Annotated in this window: 16 protein-coding genes and 1 pseudogene; 9 read left to right on the forward strand and 8 right to left on the reverse strand. The window is 53.7% G+C overall.

Translation table 11 applies throughout. From position 1 onward, the window contains the following. The first annotated feature begins 51 nt into the window (after positions 1–51). The 4 genes from IB213_RS18395 (at position 52) to IB213_RS09875 (ending at position 4,842) form a co-directional block, all read left to right on the forward strand. Complete coding sequence (locus tag IB213_RS18395) at positions 52–378, forward strand: hypothetical protein (RefSeq protein WP_370551206.1); 327 nt, start codon at positions 52–54, stop codon at positions 376–378. A gap of 49 nt (positions 379–427) precedes the next feature. After that, entirely contained in the window at positions 428–739 is a 312-nt protein-coding gene (locus IB213_RS09865; protein ID WP_370551207.1) for a lysozyme, read from the forward strand. 149 nt (positions 740–888) lie between these two features. Continuing rightward, complete coding sequence (locus tag IB213_RS09870; RefSeq protein ID WP_192406164.1) at positions 889–1,107, forward strand: hypothetical protein; 219 nt, start codon at positions 889–891, stop codon at positions 1,105–1,107. Positions 1,108–1,329: 222 nt separating this feature from the next. Next, complete coding sequence (locus IB213_RS09875) at positions 1,330–4,842, forward strand: autotransporter domain-containing protein (protein WP_192406168.1); 3,513 nt, start codon at positions 1,330–1,332, stop codon at positions 4,840–4,842. Between the two features lie 193 nt (positions 4,843–5,035). On the opposite strand, the gene IB213_RS09880 is transcribed toward IB213_RS09875, so the two are convergent. From IB213_RS09880 to IB213_RS18230, 6 genes and pseudogenes are all read right to left on the reverse strand, one after another. Then, a complete protein-coding gene (locus tag IB213_RS09880) occupies positions 5,036–5,395 on the reverse strand; it encodes a bacteriocin (protein ID WP_192406173.1) in 360 nt (119 codons plus the stop codon). A 192-nt stretch (positions 5,396–5,587) separates the two neighbouring features. After that, complete coding sequence (locus IB213_RS09885; RefSeq protein WP_192406175.1) at positions 5,588–5,767, reverse strand: hypothetical protein; 180 nt, start codon at positions 5,765–5,767, stop codon at positions 5,588–5,590. A gap of 623 nt (positions 5,768–6,390) precedes the next feature. After that, positions 6,391–7,560 (reverse strand): diguanylate cyclase, encoded by a 1,170-nt coding sequence (locus IB213_RS09890; protein ID WP_192406178.1) that lies wholly within the window; start codon positions 7,558–7,560, stop codon positions 6,391–6,393. Between the two features lie 1,259 nt (positions 7,561–8,819). Next, positions 8,820–9,069, reverse strand: a pseudogene (locus tag IB213_RS09895) (transposase); the annotation flags it as partial. 843 nt (positions 9,070–9,912) lie between these two features. Continuing rightward, positions 9,913–10,470 carry a hypothetical protein gene (locus IB213_RS09900; protein ID WP_192406180.1) on the reverse strand — a complete coding sequence of 186 codons (558 nt, stop codon included), beginning with the start codon at positions 10,468–10,470 and terminating at the stop codon, positions 9,913–9,915. A 133-nt stretch (positions 10,471–10,603) separates the two neighbouring features. After that, positions 10,604–10,738: a hypothetical protein gene (locus tag IB213_RS18230; RefSeq protein ID WP_255501861.1), complete on the reverse strand. Its 135-nt coding sequence runs from the start codon at positions 10,736–10,738 to the stop codon at positions 10,604–10,606. Between the two features lie 1,186 nt (positions 10,739–11,924). On the opposite strand from IB213_RS18230, the gene IB213_RS18235 reads away from it, so the two are divergent. After that, on the forward strand, positions 11,925–12,047 hold the full coding sequence (locus tag IB213_RS18235) for a hypothetical protein (protein WP_255501862.1): 123 nt from the start codon (positions 11,925–11,927) through the stop codon (positions 12,045–12,047). 77 nt (positions 12,048–12,124) lie between these two features. On the opposite strand, the gene IB213_RS09905 is transcribed toward IB213_RS18235, so the two are convergent. Together IB213_RS09905 and IB213_RS09910 are read right to left on the reverse strand one after the other, a co-directional pair. Continuing rightward, complete coding sequence (locus IB213_RS09905) at positions 12,125–13,282, reverse strand: MFS transporter (protein WP_192406183.1); 1,158 nt, start codon at positions 13,280–13,282, stop codon at positions 12,125–12,127. 73 nt (positions 13,283–13,355) lie between these two features. Next, complete coding sequence (locus IB213_RS09910) at positions 13,356–13,958, reverse strand: TetR/AcrR family transcriptional regulator (RefSeq protein ID WP_191723934.1); 603 nt, start codon at positions 13,956–13,958, stop codon at positions 13,356–13,358. 325 nt (positions 13,959–14,283) lie between these two features. Between IB213_RS09910 and IB213_RS09915 the strand changes: the two genes are divergently transcribed. The 4 genes from IB213_RS09915 to IB213_RS09930 all read left to right on the forward strand — a co-directional run bounded on the left by IB213_RS09915 (position 14,284) and on the right by IB213_RS09930 (position 20,183). Beyond that, a complete protein-coding gene (locus IB213_RS09915) occupies positions 14,284–14,523 on the forward strand; it encodes a lysozyme (RefSeq protein WP_370551208.1) in 240 nt (79 codons plus the stop codon). Between the two features lie 210 nt (positions 14,524–14,733). Then, positions 14,734–14,973 (forward strand): hypothetical protein, encoded by a 240-nt coding sequence (locus IB213_RS09920; RefSeq protein ID WP_192406186.1) that lies wholly within the window; start codon positions 14,734–14,736, stop codon positions 14,971–14,973. Between the two features lie 628 nt (positions 14,974–15,601). Then, complete coding sequence (locus tag IB213_RS09925) at positions 15,602–18,862, forward strand: autotransporter domain-containing protein (RefSeq protein ID WP_192406195.1); 3,261 nt, start codon at positions 15,602–15,604, stop codon at positions 18,860–18,862. A 250-nt stretch (positions 18,863–19,112) separates the two neighbouring features. Then, positions 19,113–20,183 carry a diguanylate cyclase gene (locus IB213_RS09930; RefSeq protein WP_192406198.1) on the forward strand — a complete coding sequence of 357 codons (1,071 nt, stop codon included), beginning with the start codon at positions 19,113–19,115 and terminating at the stop codon, positions 20,181–20,183. Positions 20,184–20,259 lie beyond the last annotated feature (76 nt).

Genomic DNA, 20,259 nt, shown 5'->3' on the forward strand with positions numbered 1-20,259 from the left:
GCCCAGCATAGGGTGAGGTCAAAGCGCCATAGACGGGAACACTCCCTGTCTATGGCCACCAGCTCTAAAAAGTTCTCAACTTTTCTTGGCAAGAACGAACACCTCTCCCGGTCTGATTTGCAGATCAAGGAGGGGCTGGAGGCGCAGCCTTCAGAGTTTCAGTCCCCTGAAGGCGATGCGCTGTATGGCGTCTCCGGCCAGAGTGGGCCAGGTCAGAGCGCACTGGCCTATACGAGCACCAAGCTGACCAAGGGTAAAGGCTTTGCCACTCCGCAAACCAAGCTGCCAGAGGGCGTGCAGTACTGGGTGAGCCACGCGCTGCGTGGGCTGTATTCGGGCTTGGCCAGCATGGTGCGATTCACTCGCTCATACCGATGACCCCATCGGCATCACCGCATGCACGGGGTACACAGGCCCAGAGCTGCGCATGGGCCAGACCTTCACGCGCCAGCAGTGCCAGGACATGCTCTATCAGGATCTGGTGCCGCACGCCAACGCGCTGGGCTGCATCAGCCAGCCGCTCACCGACGGCCAGCGTGCCGCCTTTCTCAGCTTTGCTTTCAATGTGGGGGAGGGGGCATTCTGCAGATCCACCCTCGTGCGCAAAGCCAATGCGGGCGATGTGCAAGGCGCGTGCGCAGAACTCAGCCGCTGGACCTATGCCGGCGGCAAGCAGCTGCCCGGCCTGGTGCAACGCCGTGCTGCAGAGCGCCAGATGTGTGAAGGGGGCTTGGCATGAAGGTGCAAACCATTGCAGCCGCAGCGGGTGCGGCTTTGATCTTTGGTGCGGGCTGGGCAGTCAACGGCTGGCGGCTGGGCCAAGACATTGCGTAAATCCAGCTGGTCCACACCCAGGAGCTGGCCGCGCGCGATGCGGGCGCTTTTGCGGTGGCCCAGGCCATCGATACCAACTACCAAGGGGCACTCAATGCATCCATTCAAGAACAAGCGCGCCTTGCTGGCGCTGCTGCTGTTGCCACTCGCAATGTTGGCAGGCTGCGCGAGCAACTCAGTGAAGCCGACAAACGGATTGCCACAGCTTCCGCCGCCGCCGTCAGAGAGTACGCCGCAACCGCCAACCAGCTACTCGGACAGTCTAGCCAGTGATACACAGAACTGGCAGCAAAGGGTGATGGACATGCGCTTGATGCAAGAGTCTGCCGAGCAGCTTGGCCAGTGATGCTTGTAAAGCAACAAAAATAACTGATTTCAGTGATAGACAGGTAATGTGAGTTTTTGTTACGCTGCGTAGCTTTTTGTATTTTTGATTGAGTAAATCTATCAGGATGCAATTTAAAACCACCAATTACTAACGCAAGCGCTTGCTGTATGAACCACATTTACAGATCTATCTGGAACGCCACCTTGGGCTGCTGGGTTGCCGCCCCTGAAAACGCTCGCGCGGGCAGCAAGGCAAGTGGCACCACAAGTTGTGCCAACACCACCGTGAGCGAGAGTGACCGCACTGTATTTGCAGTCATTCCGTTGGTGATGGCTTGCGCTTTGGCATGTCCGGTACTGGGGCATAGCGCGTCGCTCACTCCGGTGACAGGCGACGAGACCGTTGCCCTATGGGAGACACGTCCGTATGCAGCCAGCAGCGATGCATGGATTGGTGGTGTGGGCGATACGGGGGTGGTGGGTAATACAGGTAGCACAGGTATACCAGTGGTTCCGGGCGCTACTGGCACAGCTGGCGTTTTGAATGTGCTGGGAACGGTGAATTTAGACGCGGGCAGCTGGATTGTCGGCGGTACAGGCGGTACAGGCGGTACAGGCGGAACGGGTGGTACGGGTGGTACTTATCCCGTTGCTATGCCCGGAGGTGCTGGTGGTGCTGGCGGAAAAGGTGGCACAGGCGGTAGTGGCACACTGAATATTGCAATTGGTGGCACGGTCACTGTGGCTGATACAGCCGTCTTGACGCTGGGCGGTAGTACTGGCAGCGCGGGTAGCACTGGTAGTGCTGGCAGTCCTGGAGAGAGTACTCCGGGAACGCCGATCTTTGGTGGCATGAATCCAGTGACTGGACTTCCTATTTATTCACCAGGTCCTAGTAACCCTGGGGGTGCCGGTGGTGCCGGTGGTGTCGGTGGTACAGGCGGTGCCGGCGGCAGCGGTACGCTGAATTTGTCAGGCAATTTGCAATTTCTGGGTAACAACAGCTTCATCATTAATGCCGGCAGCGCACTGAATATTGGCAATGCCACCCCAGGTGCTGCAATTGCTGGAAGCATTACGGGGTTGGCAGACATTACCAACAATGGTGTGGTTAACTTTAACCAGTCGAATCCCAGCTACACCTTTGGCACGACCATGTCGGGTACCGGCGGTACCGTGTTTAGGTCGGCCGGGGTTACGACGCTGACTGGGGCCCATACTTATTCTGGCCCCACAACCGTCAATGCAGGTACCTTGCTGGTGAATGGTTCACTGGCCAATGGCGCTGTGCAGGTCAACAGCGGTGCCAAGCTGGGCGGCAGCGGCACGCTAGGTGGAGCGGTGACGGTGGCTGATGGCGGTCATCTGGTAGGTGCCACTGGCAGCACTTTGTCAGTGAAGTCGCTGGTGTTCAACGGCAATTCAAACTTCGACGTCGGCCTCGGCACACCGGTGTCAGGTGGCGGCAATGCGTTGGTCAGCGTTGGCGGCAACCTGACCCTTGACGGCACCCTCAACGTCAGCGACATCGGTGGTTTTGGCAGTGGCGTGTATCGGCTGATTAATTACACCGGCGGCCTGACTGACAACGGAATGTTGTTTGGCTCCCTGCCGGGCAACGTCACTCCGGGCGATCTGACTTTGCAAACCGCCTTGGCCAATCAGATCAACCTGTTAGTCACAGCACCGGGTGTCACTGTCCAGTTTTGGGATGGCAACCAATTGATGGCCAACGGTTCGGTTGAGGGCGGCAGCGGCACCTGGGGCACCGGCACCACCAACTGGACCGATGTCAACGGCACCACGAACCAAGCATGGACCAACAGCTTTGCAGTGTTCCAGGGTGCGGCGGGTACGGTCACAGTCGACGGCGCGCAAACCGTCACCGGCATGCAGTTCGTCACCGATGGCTACGCCCTGCAAAACGGCGCGGCGGGTTCGCTAAATCTGGTTAACGGCTCGCTGGGTAACGCCACGGTGCGTGTAGATCTGAATACCACCGCAACCATTGGTGTGGCGCTTAATGGCGTCGGCACTCTGGGTAAATACGACAAAGGTACCCTGGTGCTCAATGCTGCCAATGGCTACACCGGTGGCACTGTGCTCAATGGTGGCACGCTGGTGGCGGCCAACAACAGCGCATTAGGTGCAGGCAATGTCACTGTGAACGCCGGCGCAGCTTTGGAGGTGGCCAGCGGCACCGCATTGGCAGTGGGCGGAGATTTGACATTCAAGAATGGTTCCACCTACCGTTTCCATGCAGATCCTGACTCGGGAGTCAGCAGCCGCATTGATGTAACAGGCACGGCCAATCTGGCTGGCAGCGTGCTGCATGTGGGCCATGAGTCGAATGCTGCGACTGACTTCCAAGTGGGCAAGAAGTACACGATTTTGACGGCAGGCGTGATCAACGGCACTTTTGGTGCTGCCAAATCCAGCTTTGCCTATCTGGATGCGAAGCTGGATTACTCAATTGCCAACCAAGTCGATTTGGAGCTCAAGCGTAAAAGCAGTGGTGGCAATAACGGTGGGCAAATGCACTTTGCCGATCTGGCGAACACGTCCAATCAGGGCGCCACTGCCAACGCCCTCGAAAGCTTGCCCAGCAGCCACCCCCTGTACCAGCACATCGAGACCTTGCCTGCCGGCACGCCTGCGGCGGTGTTCAGCAGTCTCTCAGGCGATACGCACTCCACCGTTGCTAGCAGCGTGAACATGCTGAGCGCGCAAGCGCCCAACATCAGCCAGCAGCACTTGCGCAACAACCTGACCGCAGGCCTGCGTGCAGGCGCACCGATTGCCCAGTCGGATGGGCCGCTGCCAGCCTCGGCCTTGCCATCGTCCAAAGCCCTGCCTGCATGGGTAGAGGTGGTGGGCCACTGGCAAAAGATGGATGGCAACAGCAACACCCCCGGTGTGAAGCAAAACACCACGGGACTGTTCCTGGGTGCTGACGAAGAAGTGGGCAGCAGCGGCTGGCGTGTCGGTGGCTCGGTGGGCTACACCAGTGCCGACGCCAAGGTGAGCAGCCGTGATGCATCGGCCGACATCAGCAGCTACAGCGCAGCGGTGTACACCGGCAAGGGCTTTAGCCATGGCGCCAACCGCATCAACGTGATGGGGGGGCTGGCGTACACCAAGCACAGCATTGAGTCTGAACGCAGCGTGGCCACGCTGAACCAGAACCTCAAAGCTGACTACAGCGCCCACACAGCGCAGTTGTTTGCCGAAGTGGGCTACGCCATGGGCCAGTACGACAAGCAAGGGTTTGAACCATTTGTGGGCATCACGCTGGGTGAGCAGCGCTCGGACAGCTTCAAGGAAAGCGGTGGCTTTGCGGCACTGAGCAGCCAATCGAGCCGCGACACACTGGCCAGCACCACGCTGGGCGTGCGTGCGCACAGTGACTTTGTGCTGGCTGGCAAAGACACCCGCGTGCGTGGCACCTTGGGCGTGCGCCATGCCTGGGGCAAGCTGAGCCAGAACCGCACCATGGCGTTTGAAGGCTCCAGCAGCTTTACCGTGGCTGGCGCTCCGCTGGCGCGCAACACGGCGCTGGTGGGTCTGCAGGCTGAGATGGCGCTGAGCCGTTACTCGGCCCTGGTGCTGGGCTACAACGGCGAGTACGGCAGCGGCAGCCGTGACCAGTCGGCCAGCGTGAAGGTGCGCTGGGCCTTCTAAGCGCTGCGCATGCTGAGAAAGCAAACCCCTGCCGGTACAAGCTGGCAGGGGTTTTTAAATGGCTGGCGGCAAGAGTCTGCAGGGCAGCGTGGCCAGTGAATTGATCTTCATAAAACATACGGGAAAACAAAAAACTACCAAGATGAATCGCTGTGATCCAGTTCAGCGCAGAGCAGTTAGGCGGTAGTTTGAATTATTTCTTTTTGATTGAGGAATCCACTGCGCCTTCTAGATCAAAAGCTGCTGATGCATTGCTCAAGCCTGCTGCGCTGCCGCCGAGTGCACCGGCAATTGAGCCTAGTGTTGCACCCACAAGGACACCCATCGGGCCTGACACTGCAGCACCAATCACCGCTCCTGCAGCCAGGCCGACCAGAGCGCCGCCGATGACAAACGTGGAAGACTTCTCTCGACGTGTTTCACTGGGTGACATACCAAGTTGAGCATTCGGATCTGGGTCCTGCGACGGAACCCCATGACCAGGCAATGCCTGTTCATCAATATCAGGGTCTGTTTTTCTTTCGCTAAAGTTCGGATTGTGGTCGGTTGTCATGGCTGCTCCTTAGGCAAATTCCCAAAGCTTGATTGGCTTATGGATATTTGTTTTAACTGCTTGTACTGGTTTAGAACGCGGTCTATCCAGCCAGATGAACGTCAGCTAACAACCCCTTTACTTTTCACGACAAATAAAAAGCCCGCATATTGCGGGCTTTGGCATTAAAAAATTAACCTGTTAACGCTGCTCTCAGCGAGCACGGAAAGAAAAACCTGCAGAGAGTCGATTTAATTTTGCATCAATCAAACAAAGCCTCATATGCTCTGGTGACTTGTCTATCATGATGGACAAAAGTATTTGTGAACCTTCAGACTTGAGCTTATTTATGCGTGCTTGCGTTAGCATGTCTTTGTGGGTTTTGTATTCCATAAGTCAACCTTTCATCAATGCAATGATTTCGCGCACCGATCTATTGACGATAGATCAAAAAAAGAAGATCAAGAAAATAGTTGCAAAAAATAACAAATGCCAAATTAAAATTTCACGTATTGAAGCAAAATTATTGCTTGCGAAGGTCTTTTGACTTATGCCGCTTGAACTGAGGGCCTTTTATCCACTTTCCATTCAAGGCTGTTACTTACGTATTCATACAACGCAGGTATGCATTAAGCCTCATTGTGAAGACGTGGAAGCCGATTTGGTCTTCCACTAACTCTCAGGAGAAATTGCAATGACACAATCTAACCAACCAGGCCAAAACAACCCTAGCCAAAAACCCGGCCAGGCTGAGCAATCAGCCCCAAACAAGCCGCAGCCAGGGCAGACCCCAAACAAGGAACAGGACAACAAGCCAAAGCAACCCAGCTAACGCTTGCTCCTCTTTCAGGTAACTGATTCGTTTACCAGTTTGGAATGTAGTAACGGAACCCGCGCATAGCGGGTTTTTATATTTTTGAGTTTTTAACTGATTTAGGGTTGATGGATTTTTTTGAAAATTAAAAATAAAAGAAAAAAGATCTGAGAAATATTTATTTAAGAGGCTTTGCTTTTAGCTATGCGATGGCAAGAAATCCAACATCAGGATCAATGCATACACAGTTACGGCCAGAATCTTTGGCTTTGTACAAAAGTTTGTCACCTTGACCGAGTGATTCCTGCAAGTTTCCTTCAAACTTTAAAACGGTAACTCCAAAGCTGATTGTTAACGGCTTGCCGGCTGGTAATCCAGCGGCGTTTGCACTGACCTGTTCACGAATGCGAGCTGCGACCTGTTTTGCGCGTTCTATATCTGAGTTTACAAGTAAAAGTACAAACTCTTCTCCTCCGAAACGCGCCACTAAATCTTTATTTCGCACGTTGTTCATCATCACCAGCGAGACATTTTGTAAAACCATGTCGCCGCACTCATGTCCCCAGCTGTCATTGATGCTTTTAAAATGATCTATGTCGCCAACAAGCAGAGAAATAGGCTGTAAACGCCGGTCTCTGATCAAAGACTCAGCAGCCTCATTAAATGAGCGTCGATTTAGTAACCCTGTCAGCGGATCATGATCTCGTTCATCGCTCAACTTGTTCACGGCTCCTTTTACAGCGCAGCCTAATAGCAAGAAAGTGAAAAACAAGCTGAAGGCCATGGAACTCATTGTTGTCACAATCCAATATTGGGAGTACACATAGTTATTGAGTTCAGCATAGCCAATCGCGTGGACGATAGCGGGCCTTGAAAGGGTGTAAAAACAAAACAGCAAATAGGCTGAGTACAAAGCAATTTCTAGATGTTCGTGCTTTCGTAGTTGGCGCAAAATTGCAGGTGCTGGAAGCACTTGTATCAGCCCCAGAGCCATGCTCAGCACATGAACGCTAGCAACAATATCGTCTTTAATCAGGCTGAAGTACCCAAGCATGACCAACGCCGTCAAACCAATCGCTGCGCCTAGACGAGGGTGTGATGAGACGCTATATATGGAGCCCATAGCCAAGGCTCCAAACCATGCACCGCACAAATAACCCAGTCCTGTAAGCACACTCCACGTAGCGACCTGAATTTGATCAAGAGTTGTCTGAAATATCAGTGCTGACCCCATACATGCCAGCGCACAACCCATCCACAACAGGTAGCGTTGATCGCGTTTTAAACGCCAGACAATAAAAAGTGCTGCACTCAACATCACGATGACTGCTGGCGCTACTAGCAAGTAGGTCTGGACATTGTTCACAGCCATGGTGAGTCCTTCGCAAGCAAAGCCTGCTTTCTGACAAGAACCCGCAGGGGTTACAAACCAGCCATGAGCAATACACCTTCACATGTGAATCAAGATCGCGGCAGTTTTAGAAAGCTCAGTCTATATATGTGATGCGTTAAAGCCACATAACTAAGTTCATGAATCCGGCATTTCCTGATGAACGGTTATTTTTTGGCGTACATACATGTAAAACATGGCCGAAATTCTTTACTCCTGCCAATCGCCTTTTTTGTGTAAATCCGCTGTCATATGCAGGCGTGAAGAGTTTTCCTCATCTGGGATTTGATGCGTACGCCTGCGCCAAGGATGTAAGAGATTGAGTTAAAACGGTTTTTAAGTTCAAAACGGCGTACTGTCTGTACAGGTTGGTCGCTCCCGATCTGCCTAGACCGGAGGCAAATATGCACATCCCATCCCAACCTGTTACCTACACCGGAACACCGCAAACACCATTGCAAGACATCGACAGTCATACAACTTCAGATGATGACTATGAACTAGATCCGAACTGGCACGTTAAGACGGTTCTAGTGGATCCAAGTAAAGCGCCAACAGTACGGGTAAAAAAGGCCCGGCGTTTGCAGCCTGCTCGCAGTGCTGAGCAGGACTACTGAAGGGCAAAGCCGTGATGCTTGTGCCGACATCATCAGCTACAGCGCTGCTGTGTACGCGCAGGCACAGGCCTTTAGCCGTTGCACCTGCCGCATGACTGGGTTTGCGTATGCGCCATGCTTGGGGCAACCTTAGCCAGAACCGCACCAGGGCATTTCATGGGAGAGTAGAAATCTTTGCGGGGATTTTTGACTTGCGGCACGCATATCGTGCGCTACATGCGTATTGCGCGCTTGCATTCTTATAGGTAAAGCGTGATCGCGTACAGTCCGCACGCCGCTTTTAATCCGCTGGTCGCGAGTGCGAATCTCGCAGGGCCCACCAAAGATTACAGCCCCGTGTAGCAATACACGGGGCTTTTTCTTGCTCCCAATAGTAAAGCAATCCGGCTCACTGAATAAGCCCCGCTGTTCTGCAATTCACCTGAGTAGCTTCACCTTTTGCCCGATCTTGTGCCGCAGCTAATGGGCAGTCATCCTCTCAGTGGTATGCCCCAGCAGTGTCTGGGCTTCGCGGATTCCAACGGCTTCAGCAAGGGCGGTCTTGGCAGTGGCTCGCAGATCTCGGAACTGAAACTACGCCTTTGGAATTCCTGCCGCGTCTCTGGCTGCATCAAAACGGTCGCGCAGTTGCAGTATCGACTCCACCAAGCTTGTGGTTTGCCTGAGCGGCAAGCCAAACAAGTTTTTAAGGGTCAAACAAAACTGGATGGCAGCATCAGAGAACCTCGGGCTTCGCCCGGCTTTGCCGCTGGTAGCGGCAAAGCAGGCCATGCGTTGTCCAACCAAATTGACAGTGATTCACGGGCCTTGAGGGCTGCGTTGTACTGCTTTTCCAGTTTGTGGTTCGGTAGCGAGGTTTGTTGGGAGAACTCATGCCGCAAGCCGTAGGCTAGCGGCACAGCGATTTATGCAACAACGCCTGCTGAAGGATGAGTAAGGTAAAGCTGCAGACTCTCAGCGTGGAGTGCAGGTGCTGGACATCCGATGCTGGTCGCAAGCCAAAGGCCGCAAATGAAGCTGCTGTGCTGGAGGTTTGGAGCTCAGATCAAACAAAAAAACTCGCATTGATTCAACGAAATGCGAGTCTTTTTGGAGTGCTGTAGGTCAAAAAACACCAAATAGCATCAGTAGCAAAACAACCGAAATGGGTACGCCGAGTAGCCAGAGCAAAATGGGCATGTGAACTCCTAGTAGCCAGGTCAAATCCTGGGATGGTTCCACCTTATCTTGGGTATGCGCGGTGCGTTGTGCGTTGAAGGGGTACATCGCCGTAAGGGGTAACCTACCGCTTGTCGGACTTTCAACATAAAAGCAGCCACCAATCTCAATGCTTAGCCACCTTATGGTGGTTTTTCCATTTACGGCCCAGTCATGGCAACTCATCCGGCAAGGCTGCCAACACTTAAGCCTAGATTGCTGGTGCTTAAAACCAGGCGCGTGCCAACGATGCAGGCTGGAAGTTGGCGCACAGAGGGAATGACCAGCACCCAGCGTAGCTACGGCTACAAGTGGCAGCAAGCCGGGCTAGACTTTCTTCATGAGCATCCACTGTGCGTGATGTGCGATGCAGAAGCTAGGGTAGAGGTCGGCACAATGGTAGACCACAAGATTCCACACCGCGGTGAGCAGAAGTTGTTCTGGCACCGAAGCAATTGGCAGCCGTTATCTCGCTACTCACCACGCACGAAACAAGCAGCGCGAAGAGGCGATGTAGGGCTTATGAGCTAATGATCTGGCGTATTTGAGCCAGGCTGAACTCTAGGCCCTCATCCTTGAAGTCTTGAAAGATGTGCTCGCCTTTAGTGAGTAAGCCATCAATCTTTGCGACCTCCGCTTCTTGGAGTGCATAGACGGTGATGAACGGTTCGCTGGCATCCTGATCGCTTTTCACAAACTCGGAGTTTTCTGCGTACAAAGCTTTGATTGCGGCCTTTGGGCCGTTGGCTTCATCCATCCACTGCAGAAGTCCAGGGCCAGTGTCGAATATTGCGTAGTGCATTACATCCTCCGTGGTTCGCTGAACTTCATCATAGATGAGCAGCATTGCCATTACCGGAAAGACGCAGGCGGGGGCCAAAGTCTGTAGGGCTTGCTCCTCTAGACCGCCCTGTACCGCATGCGCAAAAAAATCCCCCCTGTTTGTTTTATTTCTGGGTGCAGAAATCAAAGAAATCAAACATTCAAAAAGTGATGTCGGACATGCCACGTGGCGGTTCCCGTCCGGGTGCAGGGCGTAAGCTTGAGGCTCCTTGAGGGTTTGGCTGGTTAAGCGCATGTGCTTGTTTGCTGCTGCAAGAGTCAAACGTGGGGAACCCGGTGCATGACGTGGCTTCTGTGTATGAGCGCAAAAAAGCCCGCACAGTGGCGGGCTTAGGGTGTCGGGGCTGAGTTAGTAGCTTGGCGTGTGCTTAGTGCCGAGCAGCCTGAACGCTAATGGCTGCGGCTCTGGGGAAACGTTTCATGGCATCTTCCAGCGCAGCGAAAGTGCTGGGGAACAGAGCCGTGTAGTACGCCCCTGCCACTTTGATGATGCATAGCCTCATTGATGTCTCCTTGTGCTTATCCAGTTACTTTCAGTTTATCGACCATTTTGTATCAAACTGAAACAAAAAAATGTAAAACTGAGAGGTGCTTACTGCGGCGCCGAGGTGGAGGTGGGTGAGTGATGTTGCCCGCCAGCAGCTTTCTGGCTGCTATTTCAATTCCTTAGGCGAAAAAAAACCCACCAGGTGGTGGGTTTGGAATAAAAGGCCGGTGCCTTGCGGCGTGCTATGGGATTGCATAAGAGGGAGGGAGGAGGTGCCCGTAGCCCGGCTTGAAACTTGTAAAGCTTGCGCTTGCTGTTGATAGATAGAGTCGATTGGCAAAAGTTCAATCAGGTTTTTGTACTTTCTTCGCTGGGTGGCTGTGTCAAGTCTGTTGGCAGCGGGAAAGTGCGCTGCGTTTTGGCCCATTCCAGGTGCCTGGGAAAGAACTGCCGCCTGTTCTCAATCCCTGTGGCTTTTTTCAATGCATGCGGGGGGCAGGGGTAAGGCAGGCCGGTTGTAGGTCTTTGCAGGCTGGTGGAGCTCACGAACCGGAGTGTTGAACATGTCATCACCTTTGAAAAAGGTGTCGGTGCAAGACATAGCAACCACCATTGGACAAGCAAGTAAACACTGTCAGTGAGCAGGCTTGAGTGAGGAGGTCAGTGGGTTGAGGTTCGAACCAAATGCTGTCTGCGTAGATCTGGCTTTGTTGGCAGGGGTGAAGCGCTATAAAGCCGTCGGCTTGCCTTTCTGACTGCAGTTCCGCAACCCCTGCCGCAAAGGCGCTTGGACTTTCTCTCTACTGTCGTGCAGAGGGCAATGCCACTTGCGCTGTGGGCTTCACTGTTGTTGGCAACCCGGTTTGCCTCAGCCTTTGATCGTGTAAGCACTTTGGCAACAGGAGATGGCGGGACGCTGCGCGGAGTCCCTAGCTTGACGGGAGGCCTTATGGAGCCGCACCGAAAGCAGCTTGTGAAAAGCGCAGGGGCAAGCGTCCAGTCAATGCCGTGGTGCCCAGAGCGGGAGCACCTTGCCACCTTGCCACCTTGCCGCACGCTGTGGAGCGGAATGCTTGCCTTAGGTCGTTCGCGGTTGGTACTGCCAAGGACGCATTAAAAATATGCATCAAGTTGAGCGTAGTGGTTGCATCTGACAGATGCTTCTATGAGTTTGGGCTACAACTTGCCCAGGAGGTGCCGCCATGCAACTGAACCACAAAGAACCCCGCAAAGAGCAGGAGCCCAAGCCTGAGCCAATTGATCCCCCCAGCGATGCACCGCCAGTAGAGCTGCCAGGAGAACCCGTGGATGAGCCAAATATTTAGTGCTCAACAAAGCCCGCACGAGGCGGGCTTTGATTTGCAATTCAGTCTTGCACTCGTACGCTAGGCTGCATTAACTTTTAATCCCATCCCTGCTTATTGCGTCTCAAGTATGGCGTAATTGAGGCGAGCGCTAGTATGGCCAGTATGAACCCAATCCACATTGGAGAACTCAAGCCATAACCTGAAACTATTGCTACCCCACCCAGATAGGAGCCACCACCAAGACCAATATTAATAATTGAAGTGTGTACGGAGTTAACCATTGGGCCAGGATGCGCCACACTGACAATTCTTGCCATCATTGCGGGGTTCATGGGAACGCCGGTCAAGCCTATCAATATTATAGAGATAATCGCAATAGATTTGTACTCGGCAAACAATGCCATAACTAGCAATGAGGCGCTAAGAATCGTTAAACCAACTACCATAATTGCTAAGCTATGTGCATGTGCTAAGCGCCCAGTTATCATATTTCCCACGATATTGGATAAACCAAAAATCATAAGAATAAATGGTATATCTTTCATGCTGAACCCAGTTACATCAACCAGGACTGGTACGAAATAACTAAATGCAGCAAAACTGGCGCCGAGGATAAGGCAACTGGTCAAACATGCTTTCCAGTAGGCTGCGTTTTTAAACGCTTTTAACTCATCTTCCATCTTTAATTCCCCACCACTACTGGTGATGGTTGGTAATAGACGTTTTAAAGCAAGTAGACAGATAAAAACCAAAACAGCAACTAAACCAAAAGTTATTTGCCAGCCCCATCGTTGGTCAATGATGGTTGCAAGTGGTACGCCAAACACGTTGGATATCATGAAGCCACCAATAACTACTGATGCTGCACGAGGACGTTTTTCGGGTGAAACCATTGCCATGCTTGTTGCCAGCGAAAGACTTAAGCAGCCAGCGCACAGAACGCCAGTAAAAATACGAATAAAAACTAAAACCGAATAGCTAGAGACAAAGGCACTTAAGCCTTGTGCGACGACATATAAAGTTAATAGTAAAAGCAATACTTTGCGATATGGTACCTTAAACTTTAAAAAGAAGTAGGTTAATACTGGACCACCTAGCATTACACCAAATGCATAATATGATATTAAATGCCCCACCTCACCCACTGTGATGCCGAAGGCCTCAGATAAAGTAGACGTCATGCCGGCCACCATTAACTCTGCTGTGCCAATTGAAAAAATTGCCAGCCCCAAAATATACACTGCTAACGGCATACCCGTACCACATCCTTTTTATTTTAACGATCGTTACAAAAATATTTAATAAAAAATTTCGATTGAAATATTTTTAGAAATTAATCAAGATGCCATTGACGACATCTTCAAGAGTATCTCTATCTGAAATATTTTTACTTAGCACGCGCAAACCGTAATAGCCAGCCAAAAACCCCCTGGCCATCACTGTGGCAGAGGCTTTGGTGCTGAGTTCGCCATTTTTTTGGCCTTCGGTGAACACTGTAAATAGTGTTTTTTCTAAGCGCTGTCGATATTCCAGATTCAGGCTGGCAACTGCCTGATCTTTGCTGCCCATCTCCAATGCAGAAAACAAAACCATGGCGGCATGCTGTTCCGATTGAGAGAGATCTTCCGAAATTCCCCATAGTAAAAGAGATCGCAACCGATCCTTTACTAATCCGCACTGCCTGAGAATTCCTAATTGCGCCGACATGGTTTGCTCGTGGCTGCGCAGCAAAGCTTGTTCGTATAAGGCCTGCTTGCTACCAAAAGCGTTGTACAAACTGCCTCTGCCTAATCCTGTGCTTTCGCATAAATTCTGGGCTGAGGTGCCGGCATAGCCATTGACGCTAAAAACCGCCACGGCGGCATCAATAACCCCTTCATCATCAAACTGTCTTGGGCGGCCAGGTTGATTGGTTTTTTCAGTATTCATTAAGAATTGACAGGGGTTTGACTTTGGTCAACTCATGTATTGTAGTTGTTTTTTGAACGATCAGTCAAATTCAGGCCTGAGCTTTTACTCAAATCGTACTTGCCCTGATGAAGGATGGTTTCAAGGCTCATTACGACCTGTGGCGGATTTCTGGGTGAGGAGCTTTGGGTTTCTCAGGTCATAGCTTTTGTCATTCCATGCCCGTACCACACGCCTCAGCGCGCAAAGCTGATGGTTGCCATTGAGTACACATCCACAGTGTTGATGTTGATGTTGATGTTGTCAGAGCTGGCTTCCGTTGGTCGAGCGTCATTGGCGAAGGCCCTTGGCCGCAAGCCCATTGTGGCTGATGGCAGCGCGCCGCCTTTTCAGCTTTGGCTTCAACGTGGGGGAGGGCGAGGGCGCATTTTGCAAATCAACGCTGGTGCGCAAAGCCAATGCGGGCGATGTGCAGGGCGCGTGCGCAGAACTCAGCCGCTGGACGTACGCCGACGGCAAGCAGCTACCCGGCCTGGTTCAGCGGCGTGCGGCAGAGCGCCAGATGTGTGAAGGGGGCTTGGCATGAGAACCGTAGCTATCGCACTGGCCGCAGGCATCGGCCTGGGTGGCAGCGGCGCATGGTGGGTGCAGAGCCTGCGCGCAGGTGCAGCCATTGCCCTGCGAAATGATCAGCAATCTAAACAGGCACTCACCCAAGCGCAGCTATCGCAAGCTGCTACAGAAATTAAATCCGCAGGACTCCTGCGGCACTCCGCAGGGCAACAGGAAAACACCCATGCATACACCCAAAAAATCCAACTGCTGGAAGCTGGCCGCACTGCTGATGCTGCCCGCATTGCAAGCCTGCAGCACAACCTACGCACCACCGCCACCCAGCACGCCCAAGCTGCCAGTGACGCCGGTGCCTGCCGAGATCTTGCAGATCAACATCAACGACTCGCTACCCTTGCTTCTGAGGGTGCGGGCGTGGTTGATGAGCTTGTCGGATTGGTCGAGCGGCGAAACGCGCAGATAGTACTGCTACAAGGACAGTCGGTAGTTGATCGTGAGCTGTTGGGTGGCATAGCCCGGGATTAAAGGGTTTGCCCTTGGTTGCTAACGCGATTTGCGAGAAGTTTCATCGAAAAATACCTGAAATCAGTGATACACAAAGATTCACTTGATAACTAGCATTACAGGTTCCCTCGTTTCGGGTCGGCCTCAGTTGCCTTGCCTTTAAACGTTCACCCCTGTGTTGTGAAGCCTTGTTCTTGGTTTTGCATTAGGACCATATGACAAAAACTATCGAAATTCCTGCACATCAAGGGCAGGTTTCACACTTTGCGTGCTCAGATTTATCACTGCTACTTCATGTTCAGAGTTTGATAGCAGCAATGGTTTTGTTTTGCTGCCAAGCAATGTTCGTGTTATGGCGAAAATGCCGTTTAACTGTGCTTCGAGGCGCTGTACCCGCGCTCATGTTATTGCTTCTGGCTCTAAGTAGCTCGCAGGCCTCTGCTGCTAGTGCCTGCCCTAGCCCGCGCAACATCAGCGTGGTGGCAGGGGGGGAGTATTACGAAGATTATTATGTTACCGGCGGATGCTCGGAATTCGGCCTTACAGGAACCCTGGTGGCGCCACTCTATGGCACGCTGGAAGATTCAATGAGCACGAATGCTGTGCGGTACCGAAATATTGTTCTTAGCGCGACCAGCGACACCTTTACCATTAAGGATGAGTATGGCGAGCCTATCGTCTACAACGTCACTATTACGTCCGCCATCAGCATTACGCCCGCCAGCTTGCCGAATGCTACGGTAGCGCAAGCGTACTCGGCAACATCCCTGAGTGCGACGGGTGGCACGGCACCCTACACCTACGCGGTTACCGCAGGCAGTCTGCCAGCGGGCATGAGCCTTTCCTCAGCAGGCACCCTTTCGGGCACGCCGACAGCCGGCGGCACCTTCAACTTTACCGTACGCGCCACGGACGCGGTGTCTACTGTTGGTTCTCACGCCTACACAATTACGGTATCGGCGCCAACCATCAACATCACGACGACGACCATATCAGCGATCACGGCCGGTATTGCCTACAGCCAGGCCATCAATGCCAGCGGTGGCACGGCCCCGTATACCTATGACATCACGGAAGGCAGCTTGCCGACGGGCCTGAGTTTGGCCGCCAACGGCACGCTGTCGGGCACGCCGACGACGGCTGGGTCATACAGCTTTACGGTCACCGCCACTGACAGCAGTACCGGCGTGGGCCCTTACTCGCGTTCGTACTCCTATGCCGGCACGGTGGCTGCTGGTGCTACACCTGTGGTTTCTAGTGTTACACCCAGCTACGGGCCATCCACTGGTGGAACTACAGTCACTATTACTGGCACAGGGTTGAGTGGCGCAACAGCGGTTACTTTTGGGGCGACTGCGGCGACTGGCTTTATGGTCAATAGCTCTACGCAGATCATTGCAACGTCGCCAGCAGGTGCCGCTGGCACGGTAGACATCCGTGTCACAACTGCAGGCGGCACCAGTGCGACCAGCGTGGCTGATCAGTTTACTTATTCAGCCGCGCAACAAACGCAAACCATCACCTTTGTCAACCCAGGCGCCCAGAACTTCGGCACTACCCCTACGTTGACGGCAACAAGTAGCTCTGGCCTTACCCCCACCTTTACATCCAGCACAACAGGCGTTTGTACGATCACTTCAAGTGGTGTATTAACGTTTGTAACTGCGGGCTCTTGTACGATTGAGGCAGATCAGGCGGGGAATACAACTTATGCGCAGGCCCCCTATGTGCCACAGACCTTCACAGTGAACGCAGTCGTGCCTGGTGCACCCGTGGTTGGAGTCGCCACCGCAGGTGATACACAGGCTACGGTCACTTTCACAGCACCTGCCTCCAGTGGTGGTGCTGCCATTATTGCTGGTGGCTATACCGTAACTGCTAGCCCCGGCGGGGCCAGCGTCACGGGATCTAGCAGTCCTATCACTGTGACAGGGCTGACCAATGGAGTGCCCTATACGTTTACGGTCACCGCCACCAATTCGGCGGGTACTGGTATTGCATCTGCGGCTTCGAACAGTGTGACTCCGAGCACATTGGCACCGCTTCCCTCGTTATCTATCAACGACGTGTCGCGTGCTGAAGGTAATGCAGGTACCACAGCGTTCATTTTCAACGTGACACTGACTCCAGTTTCTGCTTCTACGGTGACAGTGAATTACGCGACGATTAATGGCACTGCTACAGCGCCATCAGATTACACAGCTACCAGTGGTACATTGACTTTTACCCCAGGGCAGACCACGCAGACGGTAACTGTTCAGGTCAACGGCGATACGACGGTGGAGCCAGATGAGACGTTTTTTGTTAGTCTGAGTAACCCGGTTAGCGCCATGATTGCCAGGGCCCAAGGCGTGGGAATCATTTTCAATGATGATAGCGCTTCGTCTGTTAGCGCACCTAACAAGACCGTATCTGTGGCTGCTGGTGCAGAAGCGCTGGTTGATGTGGTGGCAGGCGCAACAGGTGGCCCATTCACAGCAGCAACAGTGGTGTCTTTGATACCTTCCAACGCGGGTGTGGCAACCATCGCAGGAGGTGTAGGTGCCTATAGCGTGCGTTTTGTGCCTGCAGCAAGCTTTGCAGGCGTGGCGGTTGCCAGCTATACGCTGTCGAATGCAACCACAACGTCTGCGCCAGCAACTGTCACCATCACTGTGGGTGCACGTGCTGATGTGGCACAAGATGCCGAAGTGGCTGGCCTTGCCACTGCACAAGCCAGCGCTGCACAGCGCTTTACCACGGCACAGGTCACCAACTTTACCCAGCGACTGGAAAGCCTGCACGGCGGTGGCTGGGGGCGCTCCAGCTTTGGCCTGTCGCTGGCAACAGACGATACGCGCAAGATGGCCCGCAGCGGCAATGGCAATGGTGTGGCAGATCAGGTGATCAGCGGCAACCCTTTGCGCAGCGGCATGCGCACCGTGGGGCTGAAGGCCCAGCGTGTAGCGCAGGCCCAGCCTGCAGCCACTGATCTGCCCGATTTGCCGGGTGCCACCACTGAGCAGGCGCGCAGCCCTTGGGCCTTCTGGGTCAACGGTGCTATCAGCTATGGCCGCGAGCGCACAGGCAGCGCCGATGACCGCTACCGCTTCACTACCAACGGCATCAGCGCGGGTGTGGACTACCGCGTAAACAGCTGGATTACCGTGGGCACGGGCCTGGGTATCAGCACGGACCGCAGCCGCGTGGGCAACAAGGGCACACGCAGCAATGCGGACAGCACCGTGGCCGTGGCCTACGCCAGCATGCGCCCCATGCAAGGCGTGTTTGTAGATGCCCTGCTGGGCTATGGCGTGCTGAGCTTTGACTCGCAGCGCTACATCACGGCTACGGGCGACATGGCCACGGGCAGCCGTGACGGCAAGCAACTGTTTGGCTCCATTGCCACGGGCTTGGAGTTTTACCGCACCGACTGGATGTGGTCGCCCTATGCACGTCTTGAATTTAGCCAAGCCAAGCTGGATGCCTACACCGAAGACGGCCCTGCAATGCATGCTCTGAAGTACTTTGACCAGACCGCACGCTCGCACAAGGCCGTGCTGGGTGCGCGTGCAGAGGGCAAGGTGGCTGTGCGCTGGGGCCACATCATGCCGCAGGTGCGCGTGGAATATGCACGCAGCTTTGATGAGCAAAACGAAGCAGGTCTGGCCTACGCAGACCTTGCAGCCCAAGGCCCTGCCTACACACTGCGTGGCCGCGCCATGGACACAGGCCGCTGGACCGTGGGCCTGGGTGGCCGCCTGCTGCTGCGCAGCGGTGTAGAGCTGGGGGTGGAGTACACCACCAACATTGACCAGAGCAGTGCCTACGTGGGCAGCCTGCGACTGGGCCTGCGCGTGCCGTTCTAAAACGGCTGGCGCTCAATGCAAGCCCCCTGCCGGTGCAAGCTGGCAGGGGGCTTTTAATAATAAACTCGCTTAAAAATTGAGCCAACTTGCAGTGAACAGACTGCAGAGTACTTCGTCCAGACTACTTTTTTCTCACTTCGGAGCCTCATTGCAAGCCAATCAGTATTTCGCTCTCGTCGTACCTTTGTGCGGCGTCTTATTGGGTGCTGCTTTGGTCGGTTGCTGGGCTGTATTGAGAAGGCACAAGTATTTGATCTGGCTGGCCGCTGCTTACATCTTGCCAGCGTTTGCCATTGCGGTGCAGAGTATGCAGACCAACCAGCAGTTGGCTCAGACTTCTGTGGTGTTAGGGTGCTTTTACCTGTTTGGCCTGTGGGCCATTGCACAGGGGATGGCACAGAGATCGGGGGGCAGTGCCTATCCGAAAATTGCGCTACTGATCAGCTTGGTAGCTTTAGTGGGGCTGTATTACTTTTCTCAGGTGGTTGACGATCTCCACGTGAGAATGCTGATACTCAACATTGCAATGGCATTGCTGGTGCTGCTGGGTGCAGCGGCTGTGTACAGAGGCCAAAAGTCCGCGGACTTGTTTGAACGCATATTGCGAGGCTCGTACTTGTGCTTTGTGGCCTATTCGTTGATTCGGCCACTCGTCATAGCTATAGCTATTGAACAGGGGCCATCGGTGGAGCTTACGCAGTCACCAATGTGGCTGCTGATGCTGGCGGCCAATTTGCTGTTGAGCCTTTGGTTCATTGGTGTCTTGCTGGTGGTGACCTTCAGGGAAGTTTTGCTTACGCTGAAGAAAGAGCGTGACCTTGATTCGTTGACCTATCTTTTGAATCGGCGTGCTTTTTTTGAACAGGCACCGGTGCGCATTCAGCGCTCCAGAAATGGCTTGTGGGCCTTGCTGATCTGCGATGTGGACCACTTCAAGCAGATCAATGACACCTTGGGGCATGCTGCGGGTGATGAGGTGCTCAGGTCTGTGGCCAAGGTGCTGTTGCGCAATACTCGGCATACGGACCTTGTTGTGAGGCTGGGAGGAGAAGAGTTCGTTGTGCTGCTCAATTGCGACAGCCTGCAATGTGCCTGTGTGGCGGCTGAGCGCATGCGTGAGCAGTTTGCCGAGGTGCGGCTTGCTATGGGCCAAAAGCTGACCGCCAGCTTTGGCGTGGTGGTGATTGAATCGGCGCAGCAACTGCAATCAGCGATCAATCAAGCAGATGCCTTGCTGTATTTAGCCAAAAAAACAGGCCGCAACAAAGTGGTGAGTGCCCCGGTTGCCGATGAGCCAGCAGGCCAGCTCGTCTCGGCGTGATCCATTTGATTCAGCCCAGAGAGCTTGGTTTGCCCGCTTGCTTAAGCGCTGTTTGCGTTCAGCTGCATCAGTGCCT

Origin of the sequence: Comamonas sp. CMM02, from assembly GCF_014851485.1 — a bacterium.
GTDB classification, from domain to species: Bacteria; Pseudomonadota; Gammaproteobacteria; order Burkholderiales; family Burkholderiaceae_C; genus Comamonas; species Comamonas avium.